Source organism: Streptomyces sp. NPDC005899 (assembly GCF_040629645.1).
Taxonomy (GTDB): domain Bacteria; phylum Actinomycetota; class Actinomycetes; order Streptomycetales; family Streptomycetaceae; genus Streptomyces.
In genome coordinates, this window is record NZ_JBEXWB010000126.1 from 1 (window position 1) to 16,115 (window position 16,115).

The following is a 16,115-nucleotide window of genomic DNA, read 5'->3' on the forward strand; positions in this document are numbered from 1 at the left end:
GGCCCGCGCCGGCCCGGCGGTGCGGGTCCGGCGCGGGGGACGCCGGGTTACTTGAGGTAGACCAGGCCGTCCGTGGTCAGGGCGGGACGGCCGGACGTACCCACCACCACGACCTTCACGGTGTGCTTGGCGGAGGCCGACCAGGACTTCGTCCAGATCGCCTGGCGGTACTTGGTGGTGGACGACTTCAGATCCACCGTCGCCGCCTTGACACCGTCCACGTAGACCTGAGCCTGGCCGGACGTGGAGGCCCGGGACACCACCCAGGCCGCCGACCGGCCGGTGAACGTCCAGGTCAGGGAGGCCCCCTTGGTGCTGCTCGAGAGCGACTTGCCGCCGAGGTAGCTGGACGACGACTTCGTGGTCCAGCTACCGCGCTTGGTGGCCGAGGTCTCCTGCAGGATGACGGGCGTACCCGCCACGGAGGCGGCCGCGCCGTTGCCCGCCCGGTCGTACGCGGTCATCTTCCAGGTGTTCGCCACCGCGGGCTTCGCGGTGTGCGACGCGCTCGTGGTCGTCGGACCGTAGGTCTTGGCGACCGGTGCGGTCAGGCGCACGTCCCGCAACTGCACCGCGTCGGTGGCCTTCCACTTCAGGGTGAGCGGGACGGCCGAGGTGCTCACGGTGCCGGTGCGCAGCGACAGATTCGGCTTCGTGGAGAACACGGGCGCCGTCCGGTCGGCCACGACCGTCGCCGCCGCCGACAGGGAGGTCTTCCCGGACCGGTGAGTGGCCCGCACCTGGACCTTGTGGCTCCCGGCGGCGAGGGTGGCCTTGGCGGAGGAGGCGCTGCCCGGGACGGAGGCGACCGCCTTCCCGTCCACCAGCAGTTCGTACCCGGTGACGAACACGGCCGGCGTGGTCGCGGACCAGCCGACGGTGATGTCCGCCTTCGTGTGGTACGAGGTGCCCGACAGCACGGCGCCGGTGACGGACTTGACCACGAGGCCCGTGACGGGCCCGGCCGCGTAGCTGCGGATCGTCGGCAGCTGGGCGTACAGCTTCGTGCCGGGGCACTGGGTGTTGAAGCCGTCACGGTGCCCGGAGATCCGGCCGAACGAGTAGGCGGTGCCCGCGGTGAAGGTCTTGCCGGCGTAGTTGTTGCCGGCCGCGCCCGCGGTCAGCTTGACCGTCTCCGCGGGGTCCACGCCGTACTGCCCGAGCTTCCATGCAGCGATCCTGGCCACAGCCGTCGTCGCGGCGGTCGCGGCCGAGGTGTCGGTGTACATCCCGATCACGGCGATGCCCGTCGTCTCCCGGTTGAAACCGTAGGTGTGCGCACCCATCACGGCGCGGTCCACGCCGCCCTTGCGGCCTTCGAAGACCGTGCCGCACTTGTCCACGATGAAGTTGTAGCCGAGGTCCTTCCAGCCGTTCGACTGCACGTGGTAGGCGTGCAGCCCCCGGACGATCGCGGCCGAGTCGGCGCAGTTGTACGTGTTCGTCTGCGCGGTGTGGTGGACGAAGACGGCCTTGACCGTGTCCATGTAGTCGGGGGACTCGTCGTTGAGCGACTCGTCGGCCTTCCACTGGGCCCTGGTGACGATCGCGGGCTTGGGTGCAGTCGAGGGAAGCGGCGGCGGGAGCGTCGACGTCGGCCCGGTCGTGGCGGACGGCGTCGTGGCGGGAGCCGAGGGCGACGTGCTGGTCCCGGGCTCCGTGCTGGGGGCAGGGTCCTCCGAGGCACTGGGGCTCGGGGACTCGGTGGCCGGTTCGGTCGTCTCGCCGTCTGCCGGTTCGGTCGGTTCGGCCGACGGGGCGTCAGTGGGGTCCGCCGTGGCGTCCGTGGGATCGGCTGACGGCTCGTCGGTGGCGTCGACGGCGTACGCGGCGGGCTCGGCCCCGGATCCCTTGCCCGGGTCCACGGTGTCGAGCCGCAGACCTGCGGGAAGCCCGGCGGACGAGCCGCCACCGGCCGAGACGCGTACCTCGACGCCGTTGGAGGGCCCGACCCAGCGGGGCTCGGTCGTGCCGCGGGTGCCGGGGCGGCCCGTCTCCGTGCGCCCGTCGACCTCGGTGTCGATGGGCAGCCATGCCGACCACTTGCCGGTCGAGGCGGACCGCGTACGCGCCTGAACGCTGCCCGTGACCTTGGCCGACGGATCGGTCCAGGTGACCCCCAGCATGCTGAACGGCTCGGTGCTGCCCTGTCGCAGGGACGCCGTTGACCCGTCCTCGGCGACCTTCAGGGCCGACCGGTGCACCTCGGTCCGTGCCGGGCCTGAGGAGGCGCCGATGCCGTCGGGTACGTCGGAGGTGCCGGTCACCCCCTCGAACACCAGGACACCCGCCACGGCCGTCGTCGCGACGGCAGCCGTGGCCCATATTCTTCGTTTCACTCGCACGTGGTCCCCGAGGATGAATGACTGCCGCAGCGGCAGTGATGAGGATGCGCCGGCCACAGGCCGTCGTTTCATACGATCTTCGCGCATGGCCCCCGCTCTGTGTGCACTGCCGGGACTCGGAGTGGTCACAATCACGGTCGACGTCGATGACGTCCACGGCCCCGGACGATCGACGGAAGGTCAGGTCCGGTGAACCGGCACCCCGCACGGGGAACACTCCGGCGTGCCGTCTCGTTCACCTCACGCCCACTGCCGCGCACTTCGAACCGGGGGAGTACCTTGCCCGAAACGTCGCCCACCGTCGCCGCGTCCCCGCTCCCGCCACTGACCAGCCAGGCGGAACGCCTGATCGAACTCGGGGTGCACGAGCTGGCAGGCGTGCCCGCCGACGACCTGCGGGCCGTCGCCGAAGGCGCCGGCCCCGCGGACGGCGGCGCCCTCCTCACCCTGCACCCGGACCGCGCCCCGGCCTCCGCCCTCGCGCCACTGCTCCGCCGCGCCGGGAAGCCCGGCTTCGTCGTCACCGACATGTCCGACGTCGACCGGTTCACCCCCTGCGCGGTCGATCTGTCCGACGCACCCGTCCACGTCGTCACCGGCCTCGACCGCGGCGACCACATGGCCAACTGGAGCCCCGAAGAGGCCCTGCCCGCCATCGCGGCACAAGGCCGCACCCCGCTGCTGCTCACCGAGGGCATCCACTGGGTGCTCCAGCAGCCCGCGATCCTGGAACGCGGTCACTGCTTCATGACCATCGGCTCCCGGCTGCGCAAGGCCGACGGCGCCCTGGACGCCCGCACCCCGGCCCTCTGGATCAGCAACGGCACCGGACGGGACGGTCGCGAGCGACGCGACGCCCCGAAGGTCGGCTGGTGCTGGTGGGGCAACCGCCACACCTGGCTGGGCTTCGCCTCCGCCACCGACCGCAGGGGGTAGTGCCGCGGACGGCGAACCGCTCCGTCAGCCGTCGGCGGGGCGGTTCGCCGTGCGGACAGGCCGCGCGGACAGGACACCTCGCGCGGAACAGTGCGGCTTAGTCGGGTCCGGGCGAGTCCACGTCGACCCAGCGGTACCTTTCCACTTCCCAAGGCTCCTGGTGGTCGGCGCTTCTGATCAACGCCGCCCGCCGGCTCTCGGCGAGGGCCGCGAGGGCGGGGTGCTCCGGCAGTCGTGCGCAGTGCTCGTCGAAATGGTCGCGGCGGTCCGGCCAGTACCTCAGCACGAACCAGCCGGTGGGCACCGCGAGCATCAGCCACAGGACCACGAGGAAAGCGACCGAGAACACGGCCTCCAGTACGCCGTGCGGCGCGAGCGCCTCACGCAGGAAGATGACCTGTACGGCGTAGAAGAGGGTCACCAGGAGCACGGTCGAGGTGGCGAGGGTGCGGAGGCCGTCCTCCCGGCGGTCGGCCCAGCGGGGAAACTTGGCGCCCTCGGCGCACAGGAAGGCTTCCCGGGCTGCTTGCAGCGGCGGGTCGCCGGCGAGTCCGCGCAGGGTCGCCCTGCCGCCGTGCCGCGTCAGGGCGTCGAGCAGTGCGACCGGGACGGGGTGCTCCGGTCGGTACGTCGACCCCTCCGCCCGAAGGTCGCACCGTTCGGTGACGGTGAGGAAGCCTTCGTCGTCGATGCTCACGGTGCCGCCTCTGATCAACTCGGCCGCCGCGACCCGGTCGGCCCGCTCCGGCCACCGCGCCGTGGCGGCGGCGTGGTACGGGTCGATCTCCCGCGAGCCCAGGTGCGCCGCCGCCCTCCTGTCGGCCCGGTCGCGTGACCACCAGGCGACGCCCAGAACGCCGTAGGTGATGAGAGCTGCCGCCAACACCGCTGCCGCCAGGGCTGGTTGCGTCATGGAACCGATCGTGACAGGGAATCCGCCGCAGGACCAGAACCGAGGCGCCCCTGCTCGATGGTGTGGTGACGGGGGAGCGCGGCCCGATGCCCTTACGTAGGCCCACCGGAGCAAGGGGCGCCCGATCACCGGGTGCCTCGGCCGGAACTCGGCGGCCCCCGGTCGAGCCCATGAACCCCGACCTCGGCCGCCCGGGTGCGCCTCGCAGTACGAGGCGCACCCGGATGGTCCTCAGATGGCGACGAGCGCTCCGACGCGTATCCAGCCCCGACCGTCCGCTGCGGCTTCGGTGGCGACCAGGGCGTAGCTGTACTCGTTGTACGAGGCGCCCTCGCAGGTCGAAGCACCCACGATGTCGCCGGCGTACTTGGTCTTGACGACGACACTGTTCGGGTTCGGGTTCTCGTACACGCCGACGGTCGGCCACACGACCTTGTACTGGCATCCGAGCGGGGCCGCGGCTCCGGCGGCCGGGCCGGTGGCGAGGGTGCCGGCGATGCCGAGAGCGGTGGCCAGGACGACGGTGGTGAGGCGGGGCATACGCATGATCGGTGGCGCTCCTCGGGAATGGACGATGTACCAGCGCACATGATGGCAGGCACTGCGGGAGCCGTGGCCCGCAGACGCCCCACATGCCGGACACCACCCCCTCACGAAGTCGACCGGACAACGGGGAAGTTGCCCACCACGGCTTCCGTACGGGGACCGAACGCGTCAGCGGTCCGACACCCGGCCCTACGCGTCGTCCTCCGGCGCGCCGTCCAGTCGCACACACTCGATGAGGTAATCGCCTGTCTCGGGGTCGATGGTGACTCCGTGGGCCTCGCTGTGGAAGCCGGGGAAGGCCCGGTCGAAGGCCTCCAGCGCGCCGAGGTAGCGCAGAACGGGCCCCTCGGGTGCGCCCAGGGCTTCCCCGGGCATCAGCACGGGGATCCCGGGCGGTGTGACGGTGACCATCGCGGCGGCGACCCTTCCTGCGGCCCGCGCGAGCGTGACGCGCTCGGTGCCTCCCCTGATCAGCCGCTGATAGCAGTGCTGGGGCGGGTGGACCGGCTCGGGAAGCTGCTGGAAGGCGGTGTCCAGGGCGGTGATCAGTTCGGCGCGCGTGAGGTGTTCGTGCATGTCCTGGCACAGGCCGCGCAAGGTGCCGTGACCGTAGCGCCGCGGGTACTCCTCGACCAGCTGGGGCAGGACCTGCCGCAGCGGGGCGTCTGCGTCGTGGAGCGCCTTGAAGTCCATCAGGGCGTCCATCAGCGTCCCCCACTTCCCCTTGGTGATCCCCATGGAGAACAGGACGAGGGTGGTGTAGGTGTCGGTCTTCTCCACCACGATGCCGCGGCGGGCGAGGTAGGAGGTCAGGATGCGGGCGGGAATGCCCCACGGCTCCGTCTCACCCGTCGCGGAGACCCCGGGGCAGGTCAGGGTCACCTTGATGGGGTCCAGCATGCACTGGCCCTCGCTCAGTCCCGCAAAGCCGTGCCACCGGGCTTCCGGCTCGAGCAGCCAGTGGGCCGGATCCGAGGCCAGCGCCGCCGGCGATGCGTCCGCGAAGGCCGTACGGGTGCCCGAGACCGGGTCGGTGACCGTGTCGGGCTGCCAGATGCCGAAGAACCACGGCGGCCGGTCCCCGGCGTCCGCGATCCTGCGTCCCGTCCGGACGACGGCCTGCCGGAAGCGGATCGCCTCGGTCACCGCTTCGTGGACGAGCCACTCACCCTGAGGCCCGTCCATCATGGCCCCGGCCACGTCGAGGGACGCGATGGCGGGGTACAGGGCCGAGGTGGTGCCGTGCATCATGAACGCCTCGTTGAAGCGCTCGTGCTCGACCGGCGCCCTCGGCGAGGACTTGACGTGCACCATGGCCGTCTGCGAAAGCGCGGCCAGCAGCTTGTGCGTGGACTGGGTGGCGAAGACGGTGGGGCGGTCGCTCTCCCCGGGCGGGTGGTCGCCCTCCTCGAAGGCCTCCGGCCCGACGGCCATGCCGTACCGGCCGGCGTAGAGCGGATGGAAGCGCGCGTAGGCGAACCACGCCTCGTCGAAGTGCAGCCGGGGGGTGCTGGGCGCGAGGGCTCGCGCGGTCCGGACGGTGTCGTAGCACAGGCCGTCGTAGGTGGAGTTGGTGATCACGGCGTACTGGGCCCGCGGTGACACCGCGCCAGGGGTCAGTGGGTGCGAGGAGATCCGGTCGGCCACCGCCTGGGCCCCGATCTCACCGGCCGGCAGCGGGCCGGCCAGCCCGTACCCGTTGCGGGTGGGGACGAGGTAGACCGGACGGGCGCCGGAGATCACCAGCCCGTGCAGGACCGACTTGTGGCAGTTGCGGTCCACCAGGGCGATCTCGTCGGTGGTCACGCAGTAGTGGCCCACCATGCGGTCGGCGGTCGAGTCCCCGTGCAGGACGAAGTAGGTGCGGTCGGCGCCGAAGATCCGGGCGGCATTGCGCTCCGCCTCACCGATCGGACCGCTGTGCTCGAAGAGGGACCCCAGCTCCCCCACCGAGATCGACAGGTCCGTCCGGAAGAGCCGCTCACCGTAGTAGTCGAAGAACGCCCGCCCCACCGGCGACTTCAGGAACGCGACCCCGCCCGAGTGCGCGGGGGTGTGCCACGAGTACTCGTGGGCGTCGTCGAAGCGGCGCAGGGCCTTGAAGAACGGCGGCAGGACGGCGTCGCCGTAGGCCCGAGCGGCACCCGCCACCCGCCCCGCGATGAAGGACGGGGTGTCCTCCAGAGGCCAGATGTACCCGACCGCGATCTCGGCCACCCACAGGGGGAGGCGGTCCAGGCCGTGGTCGGACTCTTCCGTCATCACGACGAAGGCCGGCAGCTCCTTGAAGCGCCGAGAGATCTGGCGCAGCACGGCCGCGCCACCGCCCTCGGCGCTTCCGCCGTCCTCGGACGGAAGGTCCCAGCCCACCACGGCCGCGGTCAGCCCGGCCTCCGTGCGCAACGCCGCGCAGGCGCCCTCGGCCGTCCCGGCCCAGCGGACCTCCAGGCCCCGGTTCTCCAGTTCCTTGCCGATACGGCGGAGTTGGTCACCGCTCACGCCGCCGCCCAGCGGATCCGTGGGAAGGGCCAGTAGGACAGTACCGTTCGCCATGACATCTCCACGGGGTCGCGCGGACTGGTTTCACGGCCAAGTGTTCCGGCTGCTGTCCGGGGCGTCGGCTCCTACCGGACGGATCACTCGAAAGAGGGGTTGAGGCGAAACGGTCCGGCGGCGGGACGGGCCGGCCGGGCGTGAGCCGATGATCCGCAGGTGCAGACCGGGGTGGTCAAACCCCGGGCGCGGCGGGGGAGTCGAGCGGGTTGGCGGCCATCCTGCCGGCGAGCCCCGATCGCACCGCGCCGGCCGCGGAGCTGCCGGGCTTGCGTGCGGCCTGGCCCTGGAAGCACACCAGGAACTGTTCGGTGAGGTCGAGCCGGGGGTAGCGCCCGAGCACCTCGGCCCGGAAAGCGGCCGGGTAGTCGTCCGCCTCCCTGCCGACGATCTCGGTGGCGGTGGCGCGGGCCAGCAGATGCCCTTCGGGGTCCTCGACCGCGTCCACGTGCGGCCACATGTGGCGGACGATCACGTCGGACAGGTGCGCGCGGCGCTCAGCCGGCCATCCGGCGCCGGCCGCGAAGACCTGGGCGAGACGGCCACCCGCCTCCTCGAACGCGACGGTGTGGCTGTCGAACACCGGTACCAGTGCGATGTCGTGGAACAGCGCTGCGACGTAGAGCAGCTCCGCGTCGAAGGGGACGCCGTCCGCCGTTCCGCGGGCGGCCGCCCACACGTAGGCCCGCAGCGAATGGTTGAGCAGCGCGGGGGAGAGGTGGTCGGTCGCCACGTCCAGGGCGGCGGCGGCCGTCGCACTGTCGGGCATCGGGAGAGAGGGGAGCGAGATACGGGTCATTGCGAGCCTGCCTCCGTGGTGCTGTCCGGCACGACGCGGATGATGGTCTTCCCGTGCCTTCCGCGGCGTCCGGGCGCGAAGGCGGCGGGCGTTTCGGCGAGTGGGCGTACCTCCCCGACGGCCGGTTCGAGCCGGCCGTCCCTCAGCCGCTGTACGAGGTCGGTGAGTCTCGCGCGGTCCGGCTCGACGACGAAGAAGACGGCCCGCCCGTTCACGGGCCTGACGGTCGGCGGCGCGGCGATGGTGACGAGCGTCCCGCCGGCGCGCACCAGCCCGGCCGAGCGGTCGAGGATCGTGCCGCCGATGACGTCGAACACGACGTCGGCATCTCCGGCGTCCTCCAGCCGGTCCGCCTGGAGGTCAAGGAAGAGGTCGGCGCCCAGGCGGAGGGCGGTCTGCCGGTCGGCGGCCCGGCCGGTGGCGATCACCCGTGCACCGGCCTCCCGGGCGAGTTGGACAGCGACCGATCCGACACCCCCGGCCGCGCCGTGGATCAGGACCGTCTGTCCGGCCGTGAGTCGCCCGTGATCGAACAGCCCCTGCCACGCGGTCAGCCCCGAGACGGGCAGCGCGGCGGCCACGGTGTGGCCGACATCCGCGGGGAGCGGGGGCAGATTGCGGGCCTCGACCGCGGTGTACTCGGCCAGCGATCCGTCCCGGGTCCAGTCGGCCAGGCCGAAGACCCGCTGGCCGAGGGTGAGGCCGGTGGTCCCGTATCCCAGCTTGTCGACCACGCCCGACAACTCGTGCCCGGGCACGCTCGGGGTCCGGTCGCGGCCTGCGCGGTCGGTCCACGTCCCGGGCCAGCTGAGTTCTCCGCGCGTGAAACCGGCGGCGTGGACCCGCACGACGACATCGTTCTCGGCAGCGTGCGGATAGGGCAGTTCGGTGAGGGCGAGTCCGCCGGCACCTGCGTCGGGGTCGCGGACGGTGATGGCCTGCATGAGGAGTCCTCGGAGCGAAGGGGTGGCGCGTACAGGCACACGATGCCCGGACCGGCCACCGGGGCACGCGATGTGCCGTGCTCTCGACCGTATGCTCCAGTCGTCCCGTCCGCGTGGGCCACTTCGGCGCCCGCGGTATGCGCCACCCCCGCACACCGGTGCCGGCGCACAGCAGGCCGGGCGCGGCTGCGACCGGCCTGCCGGAGCGGCCCGGACGAGGTGGGCGTTCCCGCCCACCGGAGCTGTCCCCGCCCGCCGGGCGGTCCACGGCCGTTGCCGCCGGGGCCGGGCGCCCCGAACGGCCGCCGTGACGCGTCGGACGGGGCGGATTGAACCCCCACCACCTGGGCATACGCAGCTGGACACGGTGAACGTCCTGCCGTTCCAGGTCAGGGCGGGTGGCAGGAGAGTGGTGAGTGAGGATGGCCCGGCGGACGACGGCGGACTCGAAACGGCAATCCCCGCCGGTGGATCGCGACGAGGCACAGAAGCCTCCTCTGCGACGGGGCGGCTACGACCCGGCCGACTACGCCGTGCATGTGGTGCGCAGTGCCGAGGAGGCCGGGGTTTCACCCCTGCTGGTGATGACCGTGCTCCACAACGAGGCGTACAAACCGCACCATCCGCTCCTGGAACGGCTGTGGCAGTGGTGGAAGCCCGGCGCCTCCTTCGGAGTGGCCAACATGCACCGGATGACGTTCGAAGAGGTGCGCAGGACGCACGGCCTCTCAGAGCGCTGGCAGGACCTGCGCGACGACCCCGCGTTCGCCGTGCACGCGGCGGCCCTGCATCTGAAAGACCTCGACCGGGTCCTTCCGGAGCGACATGTGCGCCGCTACACCCGCGACGAACTGCTCGCCCTGGGGTACAACGCGGGCGAACGCAACATGCGGGCCTTCGCGCGTGGGGTACCACCGGGCCCCATGGCCCGGTCGTACCTGCGCCGTTACCGGGCCCACCGCAGTCGGGCGGCCGGGATACTGGCGGACCGCGGCAGGCCGCAGGACGCCGTGACCGGCTGAGCTGCGGCGAGGACGGGGCAGCGCCGCCCGGGGCAACCGGTCGAGCGCGTCACGGCGGAGACCCGGGCTCGTTCGGTACCGGGGACGGGCGTACCGGCTGGAGGTGTGCCACGTCCGCGGTTCGGACGGCTGTTGTGCGCGGCCTCGAAGGACGGTTGGATCGGGCAGGGGCCGGGTGCCCCGGGCGCCGGAACGGGAGGCGCCCGACGCGGAGCCCGTCCGGGAGCCGAGCGGCGCTGCCGAGGGGATTGCCGTGGAGTGGTCAACGGGATTGCTCGGCTTCGCCGCCGGGCTCCTGATATCGCTCACCACCGCGCCCGTGGGTGTCTCCGGTGCCGTCTTCCTGCTGCCGGTGCAGGTCAGCCTGCTGGACGTGCCGAGTCCGGCCGTGACACCCACGAACCTGCTCTACAACGTCGTGGCCGGTCCCGGCGCTCTCCTGCGCTACCGGCGTGGCGGGCGACCGGCCGGGACCCTGACCCGCCTCCTCGTCACGGGTACCGTTCCCGGCGTCGTCGTGGGCGCGGTGATCAGGGTCTTCGCCGTCCCGGGCCCGCGTGTCTTCCGTCTGCTCGTCGCCATGCTGCTCCTGCCGCTCGGGCTGTGGCTGTGGCTGCGGACGGTACGTCCCGCGGCGGCCGGCACCCAGCGGCAACCGTCACCGGGAGCGACGAGGACACTGGCCCTCGCCGTCGGCGTGGTCGGCGGCGTCTACGGGATCGGGGGCGGCTCCCTGCTCGGCCCGATCCTCGTGGGCCGCGGAGCGCCGGTCGCCACCGTCGCACCCGCCGCACTCGCCTCCACCTTCGTGACATCCGTCGTCGGCGCGGCGACGTACGCGCTGCTCTCCCTGGCCGCCACGGGCGACGTCGCCCCCGAGTGGCTGCTGGGCTTCTCCACGGGGGCCGGAGGCCTCCTCGGCGGATACCTCGGAGCACGGCTGCAACCGCGCCTGCCCGAGACCGCGCTCCGCCTCCTGCTCGGCACCCTCGCCGCGGCCGTGGGCGCGCTCTACGCGGTCCAGGCGCTGCGCTGACCGCGGCATCCACCGGCCGCCGAGCACCCTGCGCCGTCCGGACGGACCCGCACCGATCGGCCGGCGGGCATCGCTACCCCCGGACCGCCGCCAGCAGCCATACCACCGGGAGGGCTAGGACACCGAGGGCGACGCCGCCGAGCAGGGACGCCAGCCAGACGAAGACGTAGCCGTCACCGGAGAGGAGGCGCCCGCGCCGGGCGCAGACGAGCAGCCAGTGGGCGGGGAGGAGGAGGCTGGCGGCCGTGGCGGTGGCGAACGTGACGTTCTCGGCGGCGGCGAGGGGTGAGGGCTCGAAGACCGCGTCACCGACGCGTCGGACGTCGAGCCGGGTGGCCGGCCGGAAGTCCCCGGAGGCGGAGCGCAGCAGCATGGGCCGCGCCGCCGTCGCGCCGGCGGACGAGGGCGCGGAGGACGGCGTGTACGTGCCCCGGCAGTGGGTGTCGGTGCCCTCGAACCCTTCGTAGCAGCCGCTGACCACGAAGGTGCCGGTCGGCCCCATGATGCCTGTCAGCGCCCCCAGCCGGGCGCCGAACAGCAGCCACACGACGGCGAGGCCGCCCGCGAGCCACAGCACGGCGAAAGCACCGGCCACCCGCCAGAGCCAGTTCCGGCCTGTCCGCCCCATGCGACGCCCCCCGCCACCCGCCGTCCGTCCGAGGACGCCCTACCCGGCGGGAGTGCCGCGGAACCGCACACGCTTGCGGACGTTGCCCGGGCGGGAACCGGGCGGCCGCACGGGAGGGCGGTGACGAGACCGGCCGCACGGGAAGGCGGTGACGAGGCCGACCGCACGCCGGTCGGCTTCCTCGCGCCTCTTCGCGGCCGGGGGCCGTCGGCGGACGAAGGCGCCCCGGTCCTATCGGCTGCGCAGGAGGAGCAGGGCGATGTCGTCGGTACGGGCGTGATGGAGGTCGGCGTGATGGAGAAGGCCGGCCGCCAGGTCGTCCAGGGGGAGGTGGCCGTTCGTGGTGAGGTGGTGGGCGAGGGCGCTGATGGAGTCGGTGATGTCGGTACCGGGGGTCTCCACGAGGCCGTCGGTGTAGAGGGCGAGGAGGGACCCGGCGGGCAGGGGGACGGTGGTGACCGGGTAGTCGTCCTCGGTACACAGACTGACGCCGAGCAAGGGCCCGGGCTCCACGTCGAGCGCCGTGGTGCGCGGCGCCGCGTCGGGGCTGCGCAGAAGCGCGGGCGGATGTCCGGCGCTCGCCAGGTGGAGGACCTGGTTCGACAGGTCGATGTGGATGTACAGACAGGAGACGAACAGATCGGTCTCCAGGTCCATCAGGACGCGGTTGGTGCGGGCCAGGACCTCGCCGGGCCGGGTGCCGGCGGTCGCGTGGACCGCCGTGCGGACCTGGCCCATGAGGGCCGCGGCCTTGATGCTGTGCCCCTGCACGTCCCCGATGACGGCGGCGGCACTGGTGTCACCGAGCCGGATCAGGTCGTAGAAGTCACCGCCGATGTCGATGCCGTGGGCGGCCGGCAGGTAGCGGGCGGCGACGGCCAGGCCGGGCAGGTGGGGCAGCGTCACCGGCAGAAGGGCCTGCTGCAGACCATGGGCGAGGTCGTGCTTGGCGTCGTACAGGAGCGCCCGGTCCATGGCCTGGGCGATGAGCCCACCCAGTGACACGAGCACGGCGCGATCCCTCGCGTCGAAGGGGTGCGGGTTCTCGTAGGACAGCACGCAGCAGCCGACCCGCCGCTCGGAGACCACCAGCGGGAGGAACGCCCAGGCCCGCTTACCGCTGAGGACGGCCGCCCGCGGATGGGCGCGGGTCATTTCGGCGGGGTCGGCGAAGAAGGACGGAGTGCCGCTGCGCAGCGCGTGACCGGCGGGAGTGAGGTCGGTGTCGAGAGGCAGGCCGTCCAGGCGTGCCACGCTCCGCGGGTCGTAACCCCGGTGCCCGATGATCCTCAGGCGCCCGGCGTCGGCGACGGAGATGACCATCCCCCGGGCCTCGAAGGCGGGCAGCACCTGGTCGGCCACCATGTCGACGACGTCGGCCACCGTGACCGTCTGGCTCAGAGCGGCGGCCAGGTGGATCAGTTGGTGCACCCGTCCGGTGCCGGCCGTCTCCGGTGCCCCACCCAGGGCCGCGGTGACGTGGAGCGGCGGGGCGTCCGCCGGGGGCCGGCCGGCGCTGGGGGAGAGGAGGGCGCTGATGCCGGTGTCGCCGGGGTAGAGCCGGATGTCCAGCCAGTCGTCCGGCGGGCGCAGGGCGGTGTAGGCGACAGGCTCCCGGCTGAAGACCGCGGTGCGGTAGTGGTCCTCGTGGACCGGGTCGTCGAGCCAGGCCACGGATTGCCACGGCAGAGTGCCCATGAGGCTGTCGGAACCGCGGCCGAGCATCCGGGCAGCCGCCTCGTTGAGGTAGGTGATGCGTCCCTGCAGGTCGAGGCTCAGGGCACCGACGGGCAGCCGTTGCAGCAGGTCCGCGGCGGCCAGCCCGGTCTGCGCCGGGTCAGGTCCGGGCCGGAGCAGAGGTACCGCGCGCGGCAGGTCGGGGATACGAGGCGGGCCGGGTACCTGGTCCAGGGCCTGGGCGACGCGGCTCGCGCTGGACAGGATGTGCCCGCGTTCGCGCCGGGTCAGTGACGGAGGGCGTTCCTTGGGCCACACCAGCACCAGCACCCCCCAGGGGCGAAGACCGCGCAGGGGGGCGAAGGCGAGCGCGAACTGGTACGGCAGCCCGGCCGCCGCGTTCGGATACAGACGGGCCATGTCCTCCTGCCGGCCCACCCAGACGAGGTGGTCCTCCCGAAGTGCCTCGGACAGCGGACCGGCGGCCGACACGGCCACCCGCCGCCACGGTTCCGCAGCCCTCACCGGCAGCCCGCAGACGGCTGTCAGACAGAGCACCGGCTCGTCCGGCGCGAGCAGGTACACGCCCGCGGCCAAAGCGCCCGTACTCTGCACGGTGGCGCTGAGAACCTGGTCCAGCGACGCTGCGCGTTCCGTAGCCGCCCTGTCATCACTCACATATACGACAGTAAGCCGCTGAAGGCGTAAAAAGGTCATGTGAGAGGTGGCCGTGGTGAGGGAGGTTTCACGCGGCGGCGGCGTATCCACGGTCGTGGCGGTCCACGCCGGGTGCCGCGGCCTTGTCGGCGTCGGCCCCCTCCGGTTGCCGCGGCCGTGTCAGCGGTGACCGCGCGGGTCCCGGCAGCTCAGGCCGCCCGAGGGCCGGAGCGGACGGAGCCGACGGCAGGCGGTCGAACACCGAGCCCGGGATACTCACCACGGGCGCCCCAGTGCGGCGCAGCGCCCGACCCGTCGACCCAGGGGAGGCGGCCGAAAAGGCGGCCAGGTCGAAGCCGGAGGCGTTCTTGTCGGTGCACCGCAGTTCGTTGGCCGGAATGCCGACGTCCTCGGCGGCCGAGGCGTTGCCCATCACCACCATGCGTCGCATCGGGGCCGGTCGGTCCAGGCCAGCCCGGCGTGCCGCCGCCCTGTCGACCACCACGTCGAACCGGCGCAACTGTCCGGTCAGGGGACGCGATTGCTCACGGCCCAGGGGCTGGTACGGAACGTGCGATGCGGAATCCGACGTCGTCGATGCGGAACGTCGGATGGCTGCGCCGCCTCACCGACGCCCGGCAGCTCCAGTGCTCGTCGGCCCATCCGCCGCCGCGCAGGACGCGGTAGGTTCCGTAGACCTCGGCGTCGTAGACGTCCCAGCACCAGTCCCACACGTTGCCCAGCATGTCGTACAGCCCCCAGGCGTTGGGCTTCCTGCCGTCGACGGGATGGATGCGCCCGCCGGAGTTGTCCCGGTACCAGGCGACCTCGTCGAGTCCGCCGTACCGTGCTCCCGTGGTCCCCGCACGACAGGCGAGCTCCCATTCGGCCTCCGTCGGCAGCCGGTACCCGTCAGCGGTGGTGTCCCATTCGGCCGTCGAACCGTCGACGCACAGGTCATAGGCGGGCGTCAGCCCCTCGCGCCGGGACAGCGCGTTGCAGAACCGGACGGCATCCCACCACGACACGCCCTCGACCGGCAGCCGCTCACCCCGGGAGCTACTGGGCCGCCGCCCCGTGACGCGTGCGTATCGGGACTGGGTGACGGGGAACGCCGACATGCGGAACGCTTGGACCTCGACCGGCCAACTGCTGTTCGTCCGGCGGTCCGACAGTGTCACCAGCCCGGACGGGACCGCGACCATGTCGTTTCCTGCTCCGGTTTCCACGGGGCGTCACTCTATCCGGCCCCCGCCCACCGCCTGCCGTTTCTCCGTGAGAGATCGGTACCGGCGGGTGCCGCGACGACCGTCACCGCCACCGGGCGAAGGCCTGGCCCGACGGCCGCTTTTTTCCGTCTTCACCCGGGATCGGATAGCTCGCTGTCCAGCGTGCAGAAATCTATGGCGACGGCAGTAGACATTGGTCAGTGGTGTGGCTATGGTTTCTCTCGTAACCAGGAAGTCAGCAGGGCCCGGCAGGAACGAACTGCCGGGCAGTCGTACCCGAAGTGCCGGCTCAGCGCCGGTCTGAAGCACGGTGCGGTGGCGGAGTCGCGAAGCCAGGGTTGTTGCAGGACGGCGACGGGACTGGCGACCGGACCGGGTGGCCCGCAGTGATCAGGGGCCGCCACGAGCAGTACCGCAGCGAAGCAGTTGAAAGCAGTACCTCGGTGAAGGCGTCGGCTGCGGACGCGCGCACCGGGAAGTCCGGCAGTGGGGTTCTGAGCCGATGAGGATGCAGGACGGGCGACGGGGCTGGCTGTCGGACAGGGCGGTGCTCGACAGGCCGTCCGACGGCTCCGACGAGAGCCGCACGCAGTTGATCACCAGAGGGAAGAACGGAGGAGCGAGGCGCCATCAAGGATCGCCCGGGCGGAAGTTCGGAGTCCGGGTACCGCAGGACATCGATAGTGAGGTGGTCTCCGGTCAAGCAACCGCGATCCCCGCGGAACGCTCCCACCCCCCGGGAGCCGGCGCGGAAGAAGAGTCCGGCGCAGCACACATGCCGGCAGATGGTGTAGCAGTTCCTTCGGGGCCCTGGTGCCGTACCGGCACCA

13 protein-coding genes are annotated in these 16,115 nt (G+C 72.2%); 3 read left to right on the forward strand and 10 right to left on the reverse strand.

Features of this window, described 5'->3' with window-relative positions; all coding sequences use genetic code 11:
- Positions 1-47: 47 nt before the first annotated feature.
- The gene (locus ABZ371_RS16380) at positions 48-2,345 is read right to left on the reverse strand and encodes an N-acetylmuramoyl-L-alanine amidase (protein WP_358679397.1); all 2,298 of its coding nucleotides are present in this window, start codon (positions 2,343-2,345) and stop codon (positions 48-50) included.
- A 279-nt stretch (positions 2,346-2,624) separates the two neighbouring features.
- Between ABZ371_RS16380 and ABZ371_RS16385 the strand changes: the two genes are divergently transcribed.
- Positions 2,625-3,281 (forward strand): DUF5701 family protein, encoded by a 657-nt coding sequence (locus ABZ371_RS16385; RefSeq protein WP_358679400.1) that lies wholly within the window; start codon positions 2,625-2,627, stop codon positions 3,279-3,281.
- A gap of 97 nt (positions 3,282-3,378) precedes the next feature.
- Here ABZ371_RS16385 and ABZ371_RS16390 read toward each other — a convergent pair whose 3' ends face one another.
- From ABZ371_RS16390 to ABZ371_RS16410, 5 genes are all read right to left on the reverse strand, one after another.
- Positions 3,379-4,194: a hypothetical protein gene (locus ABZ371_RS16390; protein ID WP_358679403.1), complete on the reverse strand. Its 816-nt coding sequence runs from the start codon at positions 4,192-4,194 to the stop codon at positions 3,379-3,381.
- 231 nt (positions 4,195-4,425) lie between these two features.
- Positions 4,426-4,740 (reverse strand): glycosyltransferase, encoded by a 315-nt coding sequence (locus ABZ371_RS16395; protein ID WP_358679405.1) that lies wholly within the window; start codon positions 4,738-4,740, stop codon positions 4,426-4,428.
- A gap of 189 nt (positions 4,741-4,929) precedes the next feature.
- Positions 4,930-7,293 carry an Orn/Lys/Arg decarboxylase N-terminal domain-containing protein gene (locus ABZ371_RS16400; protein ID WP_358679408.1) on the reverse strand — a complete coding sequence of 788 codons (2,364 nt, stop codon included), beginning with the start codon at positions 7,291-7,293 and terminating at the stop codon, positions 4,930-4,932.
- Between the two features lie 175 nt (positions 7,294-7,468).
- Positions 7,469-8,062: an HD domain-containing protein gene (locus ABZ371_RS16405; RefSeq protein WP_358679411.1), complete on the reverse strand. Its 594-nt coding sequence runs from the start codon at positions 8,060-8,062 to the stop codon at positions 7,469-7,471.
- A gap of 26 nt (positions 8,063-8,088) precedes the next feature.
- On the reverse strand, positions 8,089-9,036 hold the full coding sequence (locus tag ABZ371_RS16410; RefSeq protein WP_358679414.1) for an NADP-dependent oxidoreductase: 948 nt from the start codon (positions 9,034-9,036) through the stop codon (positions 8,089-8,091).
- A 467-nt stretch (positions 9,037-9,503) separates the two neighbouring features.
- Here ABZ371_RS16410 and ABZ371_RS16415 point away from each other — a divergent pair, with 467 nt between their 5' ends.
- Both ABZ371_RS16415 and ABZ371_RS16420 read left to right on the forward strand, forming a co-directional pair.
- Positions 9,504-10,058, forward strand: coding sequence for a lytic transglycosylase domain-containing protein (locus ABZ371_RS16415; RefSeq protein WP_358679417.1), 555 nt, complete (start codon positions 9,504-9,506; stop codon positions 10,056-10,058).
- 253 nt (positions 10,059-10,311) lie between these two features.
- Positions 10,312-11,094 carry a TSUP family transporter gene (locus ABZ371_RS16420; RefSeq protein WP_358679420.1) on the forward strand — a complete coding sequence of 261 codons (783 nt, stop codon included), beginning with the start codon at positions 10,312-10,314 and terminating at the stop codon, positions 11,092-11,094.
- A 73-nt stretch (positions 11,095-11,167) separates the two neighbouring features.
- Here ABZ371_RS16420 and ABZ371_RS16425 read toward each other — a convergent pair whose 3' ends face one another.
- From ABZ371_RS16425 to ABZ371_RS16440, 4 genes are all read right to left on the reverse strand, one after another.
- The gene (locus ABZ371_RS16425) at positions 11,168-11,722 is read right to left on the reverse strand and encodes a hypothetical protein (RefSeq protein ID WP_358679423.1); all 555 of its coding nucleotides are present in this window, start codon (positions 11,720-11,722) and stop codon (positions 11,168-11,170) included.
- Positions 11,723-11,953: 231 nt separating this feature from the next.
- Complete coding sequence (locus tag ABZ371_RS16430; RefSeq protein WP_358679425.1) at positions 11,954-14,077, reverse strand: SpoIIE family protein phosphatase; 2,124 nt, start codon at positions 14,075-14,077, stop codon at positions 11,954-11,956.
- A 67-nt stretch (positions 14,078-14,144) separates the two neighbouring features.
- Positions 14,145-14,507: a hypothetical protein gene (locus tag ABZ371_RS16435; protein ID WP_358679427.1), complete on the reverse strand. Its 363-nt coding sequence runs from the start codon at positions 14,505-14,507 to the stop codon at positions 14,145-14,147.
- Positions 14,508-14,601: 94 nt separating this feature from the next.
- A complete protein-coding gene (locus tag ABZ371_RS16440) occupies positions 14,602-15,285 on the reverse strand; it encodes a formylglycine-generating enzyme family protein (protein WP_358679429.1) in 684 nt (227 codons plus the stop codon).
- Between the last annotated feature and the right edge of the window lie 830 nt (positions 15,286-16,115).